At 53.6% G+C, this 15,030-nt stretch carries 14 protein-coding genes; 1 reads left to right on the top strand and 13 read right to left on the bottom strand.

The features are described 5' to 3' along the window. Positions 1–68: 68 nt before the first annotated feature. From GL2_RS21660 to GL2_RS21655, 3 genes are all read right to left on the bottom strand, one after another. A complete protein-coding gene (locus GL2_RS21660) occupies positions 69–512 on the bottom strand; it encodes a hypothetical protein (protein ID WP_197736521.1) in 444 nt (147 codons plus the stop codon). A gap of 30 nt (positions 513–542) precedes the next feature. Next, positions 543–677 carry a hypothetical protein gene (locus GL2_RS22100; RefSeq protein ID WP_255505800.1) on the bottom strand — a complete coding sequence of 45 codons (135 nt, stop codon included), beginning with the start codon at positions 675–677 and terminating at the stop codon, positions 543–545. A gap of 139 nt (positions 678–816) precedes the next feature. Next, positions 817–1,227 carry an integrase arm-type DNA-binding domain-containing protein gene (locus GL2_RS21655; protein WP_197736520.1) on the bottom strand — a complete coding sequence of 137 codons (411 nt, stop codon included), beginning with the start codon at positions 1,225–1,227 and terminating at the stop codon, positions 817–819. A gap of 584 nt (positions 1,228–1,811) precedes the next feature. Here GL2_RS21655 and GL2_RS03615 point away from each other — a divergent pair. Further along, a complete protein-coding gene (locus GL2_RS03615) occupies positions 1,812–3,575 on the top strand; it encodes an aminopeptidase P family protein (protein WP_143729348.1) in 1,764 nt (587 codons plus the stop codon). Between the two features lie 64 nt (positions 3,576–3,639). Here the strand turns inward: GL2_RS03615 and GL2_RS03610 are convergent, their stop codons facing one another. From GL2_RS03610 to GL2_RS22200, 10 genes are all read right to left on the bottom strand, one after another. Next, on the bottom strand, positions 3,640–4,311 hold the full coding sequence (locus tag GL2_RS03610; protein ID WP_143729347.1) for a response regulator: 672 nt from the start codon (positions 4,309–4,311) through the stop codon (positions 3,640–3,642). 5 nt (positions 4,312–4,316) lie between these two features. Beyond that, on the bottom strand, positions 4,317–5,777 hold the full coding sequence (locus tag GL2_RS03605) for an ATP-binding protein (RefSeq protein WP_143729346.1): 1,461 nt from the start codon (positions 5,775–5,777) through the stop codon (positions 4,317–4,319). Between the two features lie 180 nt (positions 5,778–5,957). Then, positions 5,958–6,515, bottom strand: coding sequence for a hypothetical protein (locus tag GL2_RS03600; RefSeq protein WP_143729345.1), 558 nt, complete (start codon positions 6,513–6,515; stop codon positions 5,958–5,960). A gap of 30 nt (positions 6,516–6,545) precedes the next feature. Then, positions 6,546–7,877 carry a YHYH protein gene (locus GL2_RS03595; RefSeq protein WP_143729344.1) on the bottom strand — a complete coding sequence of 444 codons (1,332 nt, stop codon included), beginning with the start codon at positions 7,875–7,877 and terminating at the stop codon, positions 6,546–6,548. 317 nt (positions 7,878–8,194) lie between these two features. Further along, the gene (locus GL2_RS03590) at positions 8,195–9,514 is read right to left on the bottom strand and encodes a YHYH protein (RefSeq protein ID WP_143729343.1); all 1,320 of its coding nucleotides are present in this window, start codon (positions 9,512–9,514) and stop codon (positions 8,195–8,197) included. A 232-nt stretch (positions 9,515–9,746) separates the two neighbouring features. Beyond that, positions 9,747–11,129: an MATE family efflux transporter gene (locus tag GL2_RS03585; RefSeq protein WP_143729342.1), complete on the bottom strand. Its 1,383-nt coding sequence runs from the start codon at positions 11,127–11,129 to the stop codon at positions 9,747–9,749. 138 nt (positions 11,130–11,267) lie between these two features. Next, positions 11,268–11,744: a ribosomal protein S18-alanine N-acetyltransferase gene (rimI, locus tag GL2_RS03580; protein ID WP_143729341.1), complete on the bottom strand. Its 477-nt coding sequence runs from the start codon at positions 11,742–11,744 to the stop codon at positions 11,268–11,270. Next, a complete protein-coding gene (locus tag GL2_RS03575; RefSeq protein ID WP_143729340.1) occupies positions 11,741–12,523 on the bottom strand; it encodes a hypothetical protein in 783 nt (260 codons plus the stop codon). Before GL2_RS03575 ends, rimI begins: the two co-directional genes overlap by 4 nt. Next, positions 12,524–14,059: a 2-isopropylmalate synthase gene (locus GL2_RS03570; RefSeq protein WP_143729339.1), complete on the bottom strand. Its 1,536-nt coding sequence runs from the start codon at positions 14,057–14,059 to the stop codon at positions 12,524–12,526. A 473-nt stretch (positions 14,060–14,532) separates the two neighbouring features. Further along, entirely contained in the window at positions 14,533–15,030 is a 498-nt protein-coding gene (locus tag GL2_RS22200; RefSeq protein WP_305072529.1) for a MarR family winged helix-turn-helix transcriptional regulator, read from the bottom strand.

Here is a 15,030-nt window from a genome sequence, read left to right as displayed (position 1 = left end):
TAAATAATAAAATAGGCCATGTTGGTAGATCACTTGACGCCATGATCTTCTTTGATTGAATAAACTTTTTATGATGCTTTTTTGAGGGGTCTATCCACAACTTTTTGTCGATGATCTGTGAATTTATTGAGCTTTACCCACCACTTTGTATAGGCTTCCGTTTGCTCTTTCAGATAGTCATAGTGGTCATAGACCTGCCATTGGCCTGGCAGTTTATGCCCAAGCATAATCTCAGCGATATGAGGCTCGGTCAGTTCAGAAAAGTTTGTCCTTGCTGTCTTGCGCAAGTCGTGGACCGACCAGTGTTTCATCCCATAGTCTCTGTGCCGGAGTAGCCACTGCATCAGGTTGTATGGTAGTGCCAGCGGGGCACCCTGGCCCATAGGCTTATCGCTCCCGCTATTGTTGAACAAGTGCTTACCTTCACCGCTCAGCATAAAAGCCTCTTTCAGCAGGGGCTCAATCTTGGGAGTGATGGGGCGCAGCAGGGGCTTCTTGGTCGACTTGCCCATCTTGTGGTTGGCCGGCGGCACTGTCCAGATTCACTTTTCGAAATTGAAGTGCTCTTTCTCGCTTACGCGCAACTCGCCATTGCGGCAACCATAGAACAGGCACAGCTTGAGGAAGATCTTATTCTTCGGCGCCATACGTGAGTGCTCCAGGGCCTGCCACATCATGCCGATTTCGTCCGGGCTCAGGGGCGGGTGCCGATGCCTTTCTTGATGCGCAGGTCTTCCGTTGCGTTGATATTGGCAATTGGGTTACTTGTGATCAGCCTGCGCCGCACGCCCCACTTCAGCATTTGCTTGGCATTGGTCAGGATGCGATCGGCAAACCTGGGGTAGCCTGTGCCCGCTTTTCCAGCAGGGCCAGCCACTCGTGCAGAGTGACCTCTTCGGCAGGTAGGTGGCCAACGGCTGGGAACACGTACAATTGAAAAGAGCGCAGGATTTCATGGTGGCCCTTTTTGTTTGCCTTACAGTAGGAGTGATACCACAGCAGGAAAAGCTCCTCTAAAGAATCCGCGTTTAGGATCGCCTGCTTTTCTAGCTTCTTAACCACCCTGGGGTCATAGTCCTGTTCAAGCTTTTCTTTCAGGTGCAGCCCCTCACTCCGAGCGTTCTTCAGGGTCATTAATGGGGAGGAGCCAAGATCAACACGGGCCGCTTTGCCGTCGTAGCGAAAGCGGAGCTGGAAAGTGATTTTCCCTTGGGGAGTGACGCGCATGCTAAGGCCGTCGCGGTCAGCCTTCTCGAATCACTTTTCTCTCTTCTTCCCTGAATGGGCCTTCAGCCAATTATCAGATAACGCCATGACAACCTCCGTGTGTACATATTTTTTGCGGCTGGGATTGGTTTTGAGTGACTTAAACTGTCGCAGGTGAAGGCTTGAAAAGTAAGGCTTTGTAAGAGTACTTCAAGTTTTTTGTTGTAACTTGTCCGGCTATGAAAGGCAGGAATTTATAGGAGTGGGAAATGATGGCGAAGGTGCCGCAGCCGGCAAAGCCATCCAGGGAAGCACTCTGGCCCATACTTTAAGACTCGATTACTTGACACTCGGAAGAAAAACAGGTCTGCATGATACACGCCGGTTTAGCCTCGAGGGTGGGGTATACTGCGAAATTGGACTTTGAAAGCAAGTCAAATAAACGAATATGAGGTGTCAATGGGCGGAGCTGCCAGCTGGACAAGCTCTCCTGGACATTTATTTGAATCGAATCGGCTTTTCAGTCGAGCCAATATTTGGGTGGATTGCGGAAGATAGCCAGCTATACGCAGGCAGTGGCAATCCCGGTAATTTAAGGGGGATCTATGACTCAGGATAGGTTGCAGGCATTACGCGGGGAACTCAAGCGGCAAGGGGTGGAGGCCTTTCTGATTCCCCGCGCCGATGAATACCAAAATGAGTATGTGCCCGCCGCGGATGAGAGACTGTCCTGGATAACGGGCTTTACCGGGTCTGCCGGCATGGCTGTTGTTGGTCTGCAAGCGGCGGCCCTATTCGTCGATGGGCGCTATACGTTGCAGGGTGAGCAGCAGTTGGGAGAGCAGCCCATTGAGCTGGAAAACCTGGATATTCAGGCAATTGCCAGCTGGGTTTGTGACCAGTTAGGGGAAGGTCAATCGCTTGGATATGATCCTCGCTTGCACACAGAGCCGGGCCTGGCTCTACTGCAAAAGCGTCTGGCTGAGCGGGACATCACCCTCCGACCACTGGAGCAGAATCCGATCGATGTGGTTTGGCAAGATCGCCCTGCGCCTCCTTGTGGGACTGCGCGCCCGCACCCCTTTGTATTTTCCGGGGAGCATTCCAGCGAAAAGCGCCAGCGTATTGCCGATTTACTGGCGGAGAAACGTGTGGACGCACTGTGGCTGCCCAATCCAGAAAGCTGTGCCTGGCTATTTAATATCCGCGGTGACGATATTCCCCATCTGCCTGTTGCCCTGGCCAATGCGGTACTGTATCGCGATGGCAGTGCCACCCTGTACCTGGCTGCAGAGGCAATCGGTGAGGGGTTGGTAGAACACCTTGATCGTGAGGTGACTCTTGTGTCTGATAAAGGACAGTTGTTTGAAGACTTGCGCCGTCGCCATGTAAACAAAATCTGGGTGGACACCTCAATAAGTAATTGCTGGACTTTGCAGCAATTGCGCGCTCTGGATTTACAGTTGCTGCTGGAGCGCGACCCGGTGATCGAGGCTAAGGCGCGTAAAAACTCGGTGGAACTGGCCGGCTCGAAGGCTGCACATGAGCGTGACGGTGCTGCGCTGTGTGAGTTCCTATGCGAGCTGCCTAATGCAGTACAAAGTGGTTTCGATGAGCTATCGGCGGTGAAACTGTTGTACAGCAAGCGTGAGGAGCGTGAGGGGTTCCGGGGTAACAGTTTCGAAACGATTTCCGGCTACGGCCCCAACGGTGCCATCGTGCACTACCGGGTGAGTGAAGAATCGAGTCTGCCGATGAAACCGGAAAGCATTTATCTGTGTGATTCTGGTGCCCAGTATCCGGACGGCACTACCGATGTCACTCGTACTGTGGCTCTGGGAGAATTCCCGGCGCCTGCGCGCGAACACTTTACCCGTGTGCTCAAGGGGCATATTGCCATCGCCACCCTGCGTTTTCCGAGAGGAACCTGTGGTGAGCAGATTGATGCCATCGCGCGTCGCTCGCTTTGGGAGGTGGGCTTGGATTATGCCCATGGGACTGGCCACGGGGTAGGCAGCTTTCTCAGTGTGCACGAGGGGCCTCAGCGAATCGGAAAGATAGCCACTGGAGTGGCATTGCAAGCGGGAATGATTCTTTCCAATGAGCCGGGTTTTTACCTTACTGGCCAGTATGGGATTCGCATAGAGAATCTGGTTTTCGTCAAAGAGAGTGCGGATTATGTTGGCTTCCTGGAATTCGAGGAGCTGACACTGGCACCGATAGATCAGAAGTTGATCGATGTGGAGCTGCTGACAGAAAAGGAACTGAATTGGCTCAACCGGTATCACCAGCGTGTGCGTAACGTTATTACGCCAATAGTAAATGAAAAGACTGCCCAGTGGTTGCAGGGTGCAACTGAGGCGCTGTAACTTTTCGGCTGGGGGCATGGCCCCCAGCCAGTACTACCCCAGTTATTTTTCAATAAGTGTTTATTTACTGCACCTCAAATTTATATCCTGCCCCATACACTGAGTGGATAAGCTCCTTATCCGGCAGTACTGCGGTAATTTTCTTACGCACTTTTTTAATGTGGCTGTCGATCGTGCGGTCACTGATTACCCGGTAATCCGAGTAAATCCGATCCATGATCTGCTCGCGGGAAAATATACGGCCGGGCTCGCTGTAGAGCAGCTCAAATAGGTGAAACTCCAGAGCGGTCAAACTAACGTCGCGTCCAGCAATACGCAATTGTCCAGTTTTGGGCTCCAGCTGGATATTATCCTGTCCTTGTTGTTGTGTGGCGCAGGTACGGCGCAGTACCGCCTTGACCCGTGCCACCAGCTCTCTGGGGCTGTAGGGCTTGCAGACGTAATCGTCGGCACCAATTTCCAATCCGCGCAGGCGATCTGCTTCCTCGATTCTGGCGGTCATCATAATAATGGGTACGCTGCTGTTAAGGCGGATTTCCTTGCAGATTTCCAGCCCACCTTTACCGGGCAACATTAGGTCCAGCAAAATTAAATCTGGTGTCTGGGAATCGACATAGGGGATCACCTGATTGCCATCAGAAAGAATATTGGCCTGGTATTCGGCGGCGTGTAGATAATCCAGTAACAAGTTGGCCAGTTCGGTTTCATCTTCAACAATGAGAATTTTTGCGGTCATTATTTTTACCATTTGATCCGCTGAGTAAGGGGGAGAAAAATACTGATTTTCAGGCCACCCAGGGGTGATGAGGTGGCCGATATACTACCCTCGTGAGCTTTGACAATATTTTGACAGATAGACAGTCCCAGGCCAGCGCCACCGGTCTCGCGGCTGCGAGAGCTGTCGGTGCGGTACAGACGGTCGAACAGATGGGGGATATCTCCGCTGGTGACCCCTGGGACAGAATCTTCAAAAGTTATAATAATGGTTTGCTCTTCCGTGCGGGCGGAAATTCGCAGTTGGCCACCACTATCGGTATAGCGCAGGCTGTTGGTTAGGAGGTTGCCAAACAGTTGCTGCAGGCGTGCTTCGTCTGCATAAATCAGATTGTCTGCCGCAAGTTTATTGGTCAGTACCAGTGCAATATTTTTTTGCTCAAAGGCACTGAGGAAATCATTGACCGCATTATTAAGCAGCGGGCCCAGGGGGATTTCGGCTTTGCTGTATCTCAGGGTTCCTACATCGGATAGGGATAGTTCGTAGAGGTCATTGATCAAGCGATTCAGCTGGTGAATTTTATCGTGCAGGATATCGAGGTTTTTTGGTGATGCAGTGCGCACGCCATCCTGCAATGCCTCAATCTGCCCTTTCAACACTGCTAATGGAGTACGCAACTCGTGGGATATATCTGCCATCCAGCGGCTTCGCGCGTGTTCATTGGCTTCCAGGGTCGCTGCCAGCCTATTGAAATCAGCACTCAACTGTCCCAGCTCATCGCTACGCTCAATATCAATACGGCTTCTGTAATCGCCGGAAGTGAGACGGTGGGTAGCCTCGGCAAGGCGGCGGATAGGGCGTACCAGTTGCCATGCCAGGGGGAGAGCAATACCCAGGGCGAGGACAAAGGTGACAATGGAGATCAGCGCAAAAGTACGTGACTGTTGTTGGATAAATCCCTGTTCATAATTGTTGGACAGGGAAGCGGGGGGATTGATTGTGAGATAGCCCATCGTTTTACCTTCCACCAGAATAGGCTGGTAGAGCAGTTTATCCGCCGATGCTGGGCGACCGATTACCAGTCGCTTTTCATTGTCCAGCAGGCTCAGGCGAGGCCCGAGCCGGTCACCAGAGGGGGGGAGCATACCGGGCCTGTCGACATCAGCACCCATACCCCTGGGAGGTCTGCCCGGTCTGCCGGGGGGCGGTGGTGGTGGCAGTTGTCCAAGTTGACGCAAGATAGTTTGCCTGTGCAGATTCAGCCACTCATGGCTATTGCCTTCCAGGGACTGCCAGCTTCCTTTGTGCACATAAAAGTCTTCGAGTGCCTGGGCTAGGTCCTCCACATCGCGCAGTTCCTGTGCGCGCATATAGGCGAGAAAGCCGTGGCTAAAGCTCCATTGGAAAAATACAAACATGCCACCTACGGTAATTGCAGTGGTGAGCAAAAATGCCAGGCTGAGCTTGTAACGAATATTTAAGGACATATCGTTTTGGGTTCTTCTTAAAAGCTATAAGTGCAGCAGACACTCCTGTTCCGCCTATCCAAGGCCTTACCTGTACTGGTTATGAGTGACACAAGCGTACACTTACAGTTAACACAGGAGCAATTTTCTTGCCCCTGCTCCACTTGGGTAAGTAAAAATTTTCCAGTGATGAGTGAAGGCTCAATTACCGGTGCCGACCACCCCAAATGCCTGCGCCGGATTTTCATTGTGCTTCCCAGTGGAAATCGGGGAGGTGGAAAAACGATGCAGGATAAAATTCTTCCGGTCGCGCTGAATAAACAGGGTTGCCAGTATCCGCTTACCGCCTCGGCTCCAGGTACTGTGATCGTGGGCATTCAGGGTAACGGTGATTTGGTTAAAGCCAGGCTGCAATAGTTTTTCCGGTAAATGCATATCCGCAGCATAGAGGCGTTGAACCTTTTTACCATTGATATAAAGGTGTGCATGTCCCTCAAGAAATTGTTGCGGCACATCATTGGCATATCGTGGTGATTCCAGCTCAAAGCGGTCGTAGTTAATGTGTAAATTGAATCCGGACATTGTATCCCGGCTGATATCCAACTCAATTCTCGGCGCTGCAGTGTACATCGGTATTTCCACCACTGGGTGCCGGTCGCCACTGTGCTCTGTATGAGGGTTGGGTTGAGCGGCTAAAGTGGGGGTGCCAGCTACGGTCCAGAGCAGGGCCCCGACGATTAAATAATTGTGTATTTTCATCAACTGCTCGCTCCCGATCCAGGATTTAGGTTAGCGGCCAATAGAAGTGGAGCACCGACTCACAATAGTTTGGTCGTCCAGTTTTCCGTAAAAGCGTGGTCCGAAGGTAAAGGGGAATGCGGGCACTAATTTGGCGTCATCACTGAGTGTAACGGTCAGGTGGTAGTGATAGCCCCGCTCGTTATCGCTGTGGCCGTTGTATTGATCCAGGTAGGCTCCACCCTGTGCAGTTAGCTCCGGATCCCAATAGTAGTCTTCGTAAAAGAAACCGGGAATGGTGTCGAACTCATTTCTCGATAGTGAGGTATAGCTGCCGCTGGTGGAAGGGCCGGTATTATTGGTGGTCTGTGTACCCTGGCTGATATCGTATTCATCTACCAATAGGCAGCTTCGCTCACCTGCCGCGCTGCAGCCGGTTTCCGAATTGGGATCGTTGTAGTCGCGCACCGCCCAACTGCTCAGGGCCAGCTGGCCATCGTCTTCCCAGGGACCGTGAATGGCATAGCCATCGGCGGTGTAACCATAAATGGGCGAGTGACTGTCGGCTTCGTCGCCCACCAGGTCCGCCAGACAATTGCTGTAAAAGTGGTGGTGGTAATCGCCATTGGCGGCGTGGCCACCACAGACATCTACGTCGTAGATCTCTGCAAAGGGCGCGAGGGTGTGCCAGGTATTGTTGACAGACTGGCCGTCGCTCCATTGGTAAATGGAAGTACCATTTACCCAGTAGCCCTGGACGCCGAGGCCAGTTTCACAGTCCTCGGTGGCGGCCTCCGGGGATTTGGGGATGTCGCCTTGATGAGAGATATTTTCCGGGCATACAGGGCCTGGCGGCCAGAAGCCAAAGCCGGCTTCGGCGCCGCAAGAGGAGTTGCTACGGTAGCCGATGTCCTGGCCAAAACTGATCATATCCCCGGCCTGAACTGTGGGGCTGCCACTGAGAAAGTCACTGCTGACTTTGGGGCGGCTAAGGAGTGCATTAAGAATGTTATCCGTAATGATAATTTCGTAGCCAGGGATGCCGGTAGCGGTCACTCGCATATAGTCCCTGCCACCCACTGTTATCGATTCGACGCTTTGTACGTTGACCAGGACCTGCTCATTACTATCTTCTTCATAGATATATGGAGCGCGCTCACCGGTGGTATTTACGATCCAGGCCCCAGTTTCCTCAGAGCCGTCACCCCCAGAATCGCCGTCGTCACCAGTATCACTGCTACTTTCGTCACTGTTGGTGTCCGTAGCGCTGGAAGAGCTTCCTCCACCTCCACAACCCTGCAGGACGCCGGTTAGCAGTGTGAGGGCGAGGGCATAGGATAGAAGGGAGTGCCCATCGCGGTTGAACAATTCTTTTATTTTCATAATTCACCGGGGTATTAAAGGACTGGCACTTTCAAGCTACTCCAGAAAAGTGGATTAAATATGGACATTAAATTTCCATTTTTAGGCTTGGGCCAACACCAGAATTGTGGAGTGAAACGATTTTAAGCAGGGGCTCTGTCGCAATGGGTCCAGCTGAAAAAGCTTTCCATTCCCCCTGTGTCTGGCCACTGCATTGATTTTTCCCGATGGCTTTGCTGGTGCACTGTGGTAAAAAACTCTACAGGAATGACCGCTGGCTCATACGGCCAGAGACCCACCGCATAGCCAGGGTGGTGGGTTGGACTTACCGAGTGGGTTCAGGGGCGTGGCGGTGGCCCCGGCGGTAATCCGCCACCAACCTCATCGGAACAGACATTTACTACGGTCTGGTCATCTAACTTACCGAAAAAGCGTGGACCGAATGTATAGGGAAAGGTGGGAGTTAATTGTGCATCGTCATTTAAGGACACGGTTAGGTGGTAGTGGTAGCCGCGCTCGCTGTCACTATGTCCGTTGTACTGGTCCAGGTAAGCACCGCCCTGAGCGGTCAGGTCCGGATTCCAATAATAGTCCTCGTAGAAAAACCCAGAAGAAGTGATGAAGGTATTACCGGACAGGGAGGTAAAAGTATCACTGGTACTGGGACCTGGATTACGCAGTATTTCAAAGCCTTTTGCCAGGTCGTATTCATCGACCAGTAAACAGTTCCGCTCACCGACAGAGCCACAGCCACTCACCGAGCTGGGATCGTCGTAGTCACGGGTGACCCAACTGCTTTTTGCCAATATGCCATCTGCTTGCCAGGGGCCGTAAATGGCATAACCATCGGCGGTAAAACCGTAGATAGGCGAATGATTATCCCCCATATCGCCCACCAGCTCTGCCAGGCAGTCACTATAAAAATGGTGGTGGTAGTCACCGCGGGCCGCATGTCCGCCACAAATATCCACATCGTAAACTTCTGCTAGTGGGGCCAGAGTATGCCAATTTCTTTGTACAGTCTGGCCGTCGCTCCACTGGTAAATGGAGGTGCCGTTGACCCAGTATCCTTGAGCCCCGAGTCCGGATTCGCAGCTTTCATTAGACTTCTCTGGTGCTTCGGGAAAATGCCCTTCATGGGCAATATTTTCAGGGCAGACAGGACCGGGTGGCCAAAAACCGTAACCAGCATCTGCGCCACAGGAGGAATTGCTGCGGTAGCCGATATCCTGGCCGAAGATCACGGTATCGCCAACCCCGGCACTAGGGCTGCCATCTATAAAATCGGTGGCGGCTTTGGGGCGGCTGAGCAGCCACTCGTATAGGTTTTCGGTAATCTCAATATCGTAGTCGGGGATACCGGTTGCAGATACTCGTGTGTATTCTTTGCCATTAACAGTTACCGACTCAATACTTTGTACATTCACCAATACCCTTTGATTGCTGTTATTTTCAAAAATATAGGGCGCGCGCTGATCATTGGTATTCAGGACCCAGGGAGTGCTCTTTGTAATGCTTTGTTTGGAGCTTTCCAGAAGAGGAGTAACCATCTCCGAATTGCTTTCTGCACAAGCCATCATGCTTGAAGGGAGCAGGGCTAACACGAGAGTTGGGGGCAGTAGTTTTTTACATATATTTTTAAGTCTTTTTGCGTTCATAAGATACCGTCCATGAGTGGAAGTTGGCCGGTTCGCCCTCACCCATTTGCTGGGTATTTGTATTTACAGTCGGCCATACCGGGGCCACCTGAATTTATTGATAAAAAGGGGAAGTAATGTGCACGCGGCATGGGATGGCGGACATTCAATTCTTGGTGGAGAATTTTGAGAAGTAGTTTTCTATTCGAGGGCGGCGGAAGCGCCGGGCCCCGGTATAAACCGGGGCCGCTATTCAGCTGGCGGGAACTTGCTCGGGGGTGGTCACTTCGATGGTGCGCTGCCGAGTATCGTGGCGCAGCCACCACCAGGAAAGAGCGCCCAGCAACAGGTTGGAGGCGGCGGTGGCGATGAACAGCCCGGTCATGCCCCACAGATGATTGCCCAGCCAAGCCATCGGTAGGTAGACACCGAGTACCCGTAAGAAGGAAATCATGGTGGCGGGTAAGGGGCGCCCGAGGCCATTAAATGCGGCGTTGGCAGACATCACAAAGCCGTAGCCTGCATAGCTAAACGGTACCAGACTGAGGTAGGCGACAGCCACGGCGATAACCTCCGGCGACTCGCTGAACAGACGGGCGATGGGCTCACCGGTGAAGTACAGTAATACTGCCAGGCCCCCGCCCAGTATCAGGCAGAAACGTGCCAGCACACTAACAGTTTCCCGCAGTCGGTTAATTTTTCCGGCGCCGGCGTTCTGTCCCATAAAAGGCCCAACCACCGCCGAAAGTGCGTAGAAAACAATCAAGGCCACCGGCTCAATGCGCAGGGCTACACCGAGGCCGGCTACGGCATCGTCACCGTGCACCGCAACCAGTGCCACCACAACGCCACCCGACATGGGGATAATTACATTGGTTAGTACTGCGGGCAGGCCAACTGCCAGCACCTTGCGCCAGGATTCTACCAGGCTGCCCAGGTGCCACTGGGGAGCGGCCATCAGGTGTTCACGGCGTATCAGGAAGTAGAGGGCTGCACAAAAACTCAGGGCGCGCACGATGACTGTGGCGATTGCCGCACCCTGTAACTCCAGTCGGGGGAAGCCGAACAACCCAAAGATCAGAATGGGATCGAGAATCAGATTAAATATTGCCACACCGACCATAATGCGCCCGGTCAGAGCGCTGTTTCCTATGGCGCGCAGGGCGGACATGGCGATAGTGGGGACTATCACGAAGATAGTGCCCAGATACCAGGGCACCATATAGTCGGCAATTAGTGGTAGCAGCTCCGGACTTGCGCCGAGCAGAGAAAATAGCGGGCGGATTGTCAGCAGGCCGACAAGCGTGATAACCAGAGAAACCAGTAATGCTAGTACCGAAGTATCGGTGACCAGCCTGCGTACATCCTGCACTTCACCCGCACCGTAGGCCCTCGCCACTGCTGATGAAGTGCCGGCGCCAAGGCCAATGGCAAAGCTGTTGATCATCATCACCACTGGAAATGTAAAACTCATAGCCGCCAGCGGCGCACTGCCCAGCTGAGAGACAAAATAAGTGTCCACAATGTTGAAGGACATTACGGCAAGAATGCCCCATACCATGGGAAGGGCCAGCCGCTGAAGGTGGCCAGGTACCGAGCCTTCGAGAAGTGATGGGCTGCTGTTCGTTAGCGACATTCAATAACTCTTTATACACGGTCGGATCAGTGGGGAGCCTCAGTGAAGCCGCCTTAAAAACCGGTGGAGGTGCCGCTTTTTGAAAGGCGCCCTTTTGGCGCGGAGAGAAAACGGTCGGTTCTATACTCCGAGGGTATTTTACGAGCCGTTACCGTCCAGGGCGAGACTCATGAGTACAGCATCCTCGCGGCAACCATTTTCTGCGGGATAGTAATTCTTGCGCAAACCGTCCTCAGAAAAACCCAGTTTGCGGTAGAGCGAGAGTGCGGCGAGATTTGAGCTCCGCACCTCAAGTAGTAAGCGCTGAGTGTCAGCGGATAGTTCTGTAACCAAGCCTTTCAGCAAGTTTTCAGCGAGGCCGCGCCTGCGCCAGCTGGGGGAGACGGCCACATCGAGAATTTCCGCCTCATCAAACAATCGGCTGAGCACACAGCAAGCGACAACCTCTCCCTCACTGTCGAGTAGCCAGCACTGGTGGCCACTTTCCAGGCTCTGAAGGTATTGAGCATCGCTCCAGGGATGGCTGTGCGCACTGCGCGCGAGAGTGGCGAGCGCGCTGCAGTCTGCCGCCTCAGCCAGACGCAACTGCAGGCTCGCAGTTACTGGCAGGGTCATTGTGCCCTCGTTTCTACTGGGTAGGTTTCGCGCAGCAGTTGCCAAAGCTTGCGTTTGCGGTCGGGTTTTTGCAGTAGCTGGGACAGGCTCGGCATGGCGAGCACACGCACACCCTGCCAGTTGTTGACAGTGTCACTGAGGGGCAGGGGAGTGCAAAACTTCTGCGCCTCACTGCCCATCAGCCAGATAGACTTTACCGGGTGGCGGGCACAGGAGGCCTCCAGCCAGCTGGAAAATGTATCGCGGGCTTCTGAGGCGTCCGCTGCCGGACCAAAGCGATTTTCTGCCATGGGCCAGTAAAGGCGTTCTCCGTGGCGCGGCAGCTGATGCCAATTCATCGCTCGAATAATATTGCCAAACAGGGCATCCAGCGGCAGAGCTGCGCCGGGCTCATGGTTGTCCACGGCGAGAAGCTCCTCGCCAATTCGCCAACAATTGAGGACAAATGGCTGCACCTCCTGCCTGGGCGGTGCAACTTGAGTGACTAAGACGGGCTGTGCAGAGGATACGCTTTCATCCGGGCGTGTGAGGACGGTGATATCCGGTGCTGAGGCACTGGCACCCCTGCCCTGCTGGGTTGGGGCACTGACAATCTGTGCCACCGATTGGAGCAGGGGGCTGGCCGGGGCAGCCACGGCCTGCCGCAGCTGAGGTAAGGCATCTTCCGCCGGTGGCAGCTGGGCCTGGCGGGGCTCTGGAGCTAGCGGCAATACAAAGCGTGGCACATAGCTGGCTACGCCAAGTACTGATAAATATTCCGCTCGCTGCAGCTCGTTCACTTACACGCCCTGTTTCTTACTCTCACTGTTGGCGAGCAAGTTTAACGCATCCATGTAAGCTTGTGCCGAGGCAATCAAAATATCAGTGTCGGCGCCAACACCATTGACCAGACGGCCGTCTCTTTCCAGACGCACAGTCACCGAGCCCTGGGAGTCAGTTCCCTGGGTCACTGCGTTGACAGAATAGAGTTTCAGGTCGGCACCGCTGTCGACGATGTGCTCAATGGCTTTAAAGGTGGCATCCACCGGACCGCCACCCGCAGCCTCGGTCTCATGCACTGCACCATCGATTGACAGGCTGATAAAGGCCTGGGGTGCGCTGCCAATTTTACTGCGTACGTCCAGGTCTTTCAGCTGGTAGCGCTCCACCGGGGCTTCGCTCTCGGCGATCAATGAGTGCAGGTCCTCGTCGAAAATTTCATGTTTCTTGTCGGCCAGCTCCTTGAAGCGCAGGAATACCTGTTGAAATTCGTCGCTGTCGGAGAAGTCGATACCGAGCTCCTCGTAGCGGGCGCGTACGGCGGCCCTGCCGGAATGCTTGCCCAGCACCAGGCGGTTTTGGCCCCAGCCTACATCTTCGGCGCGCATGATTTCATAAGTTTCGCGATGCTTGAGCACACCGTCCTGGTGGATTCCGGATTCGTGGGCAAAAGCGTTAGCACCGACAATAGCTTTGTTTGGCTGTACCGGGAAGCCGGTGACCGAGGAGACCATACGTGATGTTGGCACTATGTGGCTGGTGTCGATGCCGGTGTACACCGGGTAGAGGTCCTGGCGGGTCTGAACCGCCATAACTATCTCCTCTAGAGAAGCATTGCCGGCGCGCTCCCCCAAGCCATTGATGGTGCATTCCACCTGGCGTACACCGTTCATAACTGCGGATAGTGAGTTTGCCACCGCCAGGCCCAGGTCATTGTGGCAGTGGGTGGAGAAAATGGCTTTGTCGGAGTTGGGGACATTTTCAATAACCCGGCGGAACATGGCGCCGTATTCACCTGGCTCGCCATAGCCGACAGTATCTGGGATATTGATTGTGCCGGCTCCGGCGCTGATAACCTCTTCAATAATGCGGTACATGAAATCCGGCTCGGAGCGGCTGCCGTCCTCCAGGGAGAATTCCACATCATCGGTAAACTGGCGTGCGGTTTTCACTGCTGTGACCGCCTGTTGCAGCACATCTTCCGGGTCCATCTGCAGCTTGTACTTCATGTGGATCGGGGATGTGGCGATAAACGTATGGATACGGGAGGCGTTGGCCTTTTTCAGGGCCTCACCGGCACGCAATATATCGGCATTGACCGCGCGGGCCAGGCTGCAGATACGGGATTCGGTCACTGCTTCGGCAACAGCCTGTACGGCTTCGAAGTCGCCGGGGCTGGCGATGGCAAAACCGGCCTCAATGACGTCCACACGCATGCGTTCAAGCATTCGGGCAATACGCACCTTCTCCTCTTTAGTCATAGAGGCGCCAGGGCTCTGCTCACCATCGCGCAGAGTCGTATCAAAAATGACTAATTTATCTTTCTTTGTACTCATTTTCGCTTGTTCTCCTTATTTGTTTCGAGGCTAAACAAGCGGCTCTGTCGCTGTCTATGCGCCGTCCAAATAAAGTTGGGAATTCTGTGGGAGTGGGGGGGAGAAAAATTATATGCCGCGTAGCGGCAGTCGTAGCGAGTAAGCTAGGGGGAGATGGTGTTGGTTAAATGTACAAATATCAGTCTTCATGTCTGGCTATATCCGCGTCGGACTGGGATTTTTGTATTATGTATGTTTTTCGATCTAAAGGTCAATTATTATCCTAATTATGCGTAAAAAGCATCTTTTATCATAGGTTTCATCCTACCTGGTAGGTTTATTTTAAGATTTCGACCTAAAAATGTATCTTACCCTCACAAACCTCACAAACCTCACAAACCTCACAAACCTCACAAACCTCACAAACCTCACAAACCTCACAAACCTCACAAACCTCACAAACCTCACTGTCGAGGGGGAAGTCGATCTGAGTATTAATACTGCTTGTCGACGTGACTGGCTGAGTCATCTTCCAGCTTGTGTAGGAAACGCCATAAGTCACCGTGAAGCCGCTCCACATCAGAGCGACTGATTGATGATTGGTCAAGGCGGCGCTGGACCCAAGCCCTGGCCCGGGGTTTCAGCTCCAAGGCTGCGCTGGTAGCTTTTATCAGAGAGACACGCTCATCTGAGGGCGAGCGGCACCTTTCTACCAGGCCGCGCTTCTCCATGCGCTTCAGCAGTGGGGTGAGGGTGCCTGAATCCAGCATAAGGCGCTGGCCCAGGGCGCCGAGGCTATGCTCCTGGTGGCTTTCTTCTCCCTCCATGGCCCACTCCCATAAAACCATCAGCACCAGGTACTGTGGGTAGGTGATATCCAGGTCCTTCAACATCGGCTGGTAGACCTTTGTCATGGCCCGGGAGGCAGCGTAGAGGGCGAAACAGAGCTGGCGATTGAGGGCCAGCTCGGCAGAATCATCATCACAAATCAC

The organism is Microbulbifer sp. GL-2 (assembly GCF_007183175.1).
Taxonomy (GTDB): domain Bacteria; phylum Pseudomonadota; class Gammaproteobacteria; order Pseudomonadales; family Cellvibrionaceae; genus Microbulbifer.
The sequence above is the reverse complement of the archived record's forward strand: the minus strand, read 5'-3'. Positions and strand labels throughout refer to the sequence as shown.

Coding starts and splice junctions, on each gene's coding strand:
- GL2_RS21660 (WP_197736521.1), bottom strand. CDS start 512: ATGGGCAAGTCGACCAAGAAGCCCCTGCTGCGCCCCATCACTCCCAAG.
- GL2_RS22100 (WP_255505800.1), bottom strand. CDS start 677: ATGATGTGGCAGGCCCTGGAGCACTCACGTATGGCGCCGAAGAATAAG.
- GL2_RS21655 (WP_197736520.1), bottom strand. CDS start 1,227: ATGCGCGTCACTCCCCAAGGGAAAATCACTTTCCAGCTCCGCTTTCGC.
- GL2_RS03615 (WP_143729348.1), top strand. CDS start 1,812: ATGACTCAGGATAGGTTGCAGGCATTACGCGGGGAACTCAAGCGGCAA.
- GL2_RS03610 (WP_143729347.1), bottom strand. CDS start 4,311: ATGACCGCAAAAATTCTCATTGTTGAAGATGAAACCGAACTGGCCAAC.
- GL2_RS03605 (WP_143729346.1), bottom strand. CDS start 5,777: ATGTCCTTAAATATTCGTTACAAGCTCAGCCTGGCATTTTTGCTCACC.
- GL2_RS03600 (WP_143729345.1), bottom strand. CDS start 6,515: ATGAAAATACACAATTATTTAATCGTCGGGGCCCTGCTCTGGACCGTA.
- GL2_RS03595 (WP_143729344.1), bottom strand. CDS start 7,877: ATGAAAATAAAAGAATTGTTCAACCGCGATGGGCACTCCCTTCTATCC.
- GL2_RS03590 (WP_143729343.1), bottom strand. CDS start 9,514: ATGAACGCAAAAAGACTTAAAAATATATGTAAAAAACTACTGCCCCCA.
- GL2_RS03585 (WP_143729342.1), bottom strand. CDS start 11,129: ATGTCGCTAACGAACAGCAGCCCATCACTTCTCGAAGGCTCGGTACCT.
- rimI (WP_143729341.1), bottom strand. CDS start 11,744: ATGACCCTGCCAGTAACTGCGAGCCTGCAGTTGCGTCTGGCTGAGGCG.
- GL2_RS03570 (WP_143729339.1), bottom strand. CDS start 14,059: ATGAGTACAAAGAAAGATAAATTAGTCATTTTTGATACGACTCTGCGC.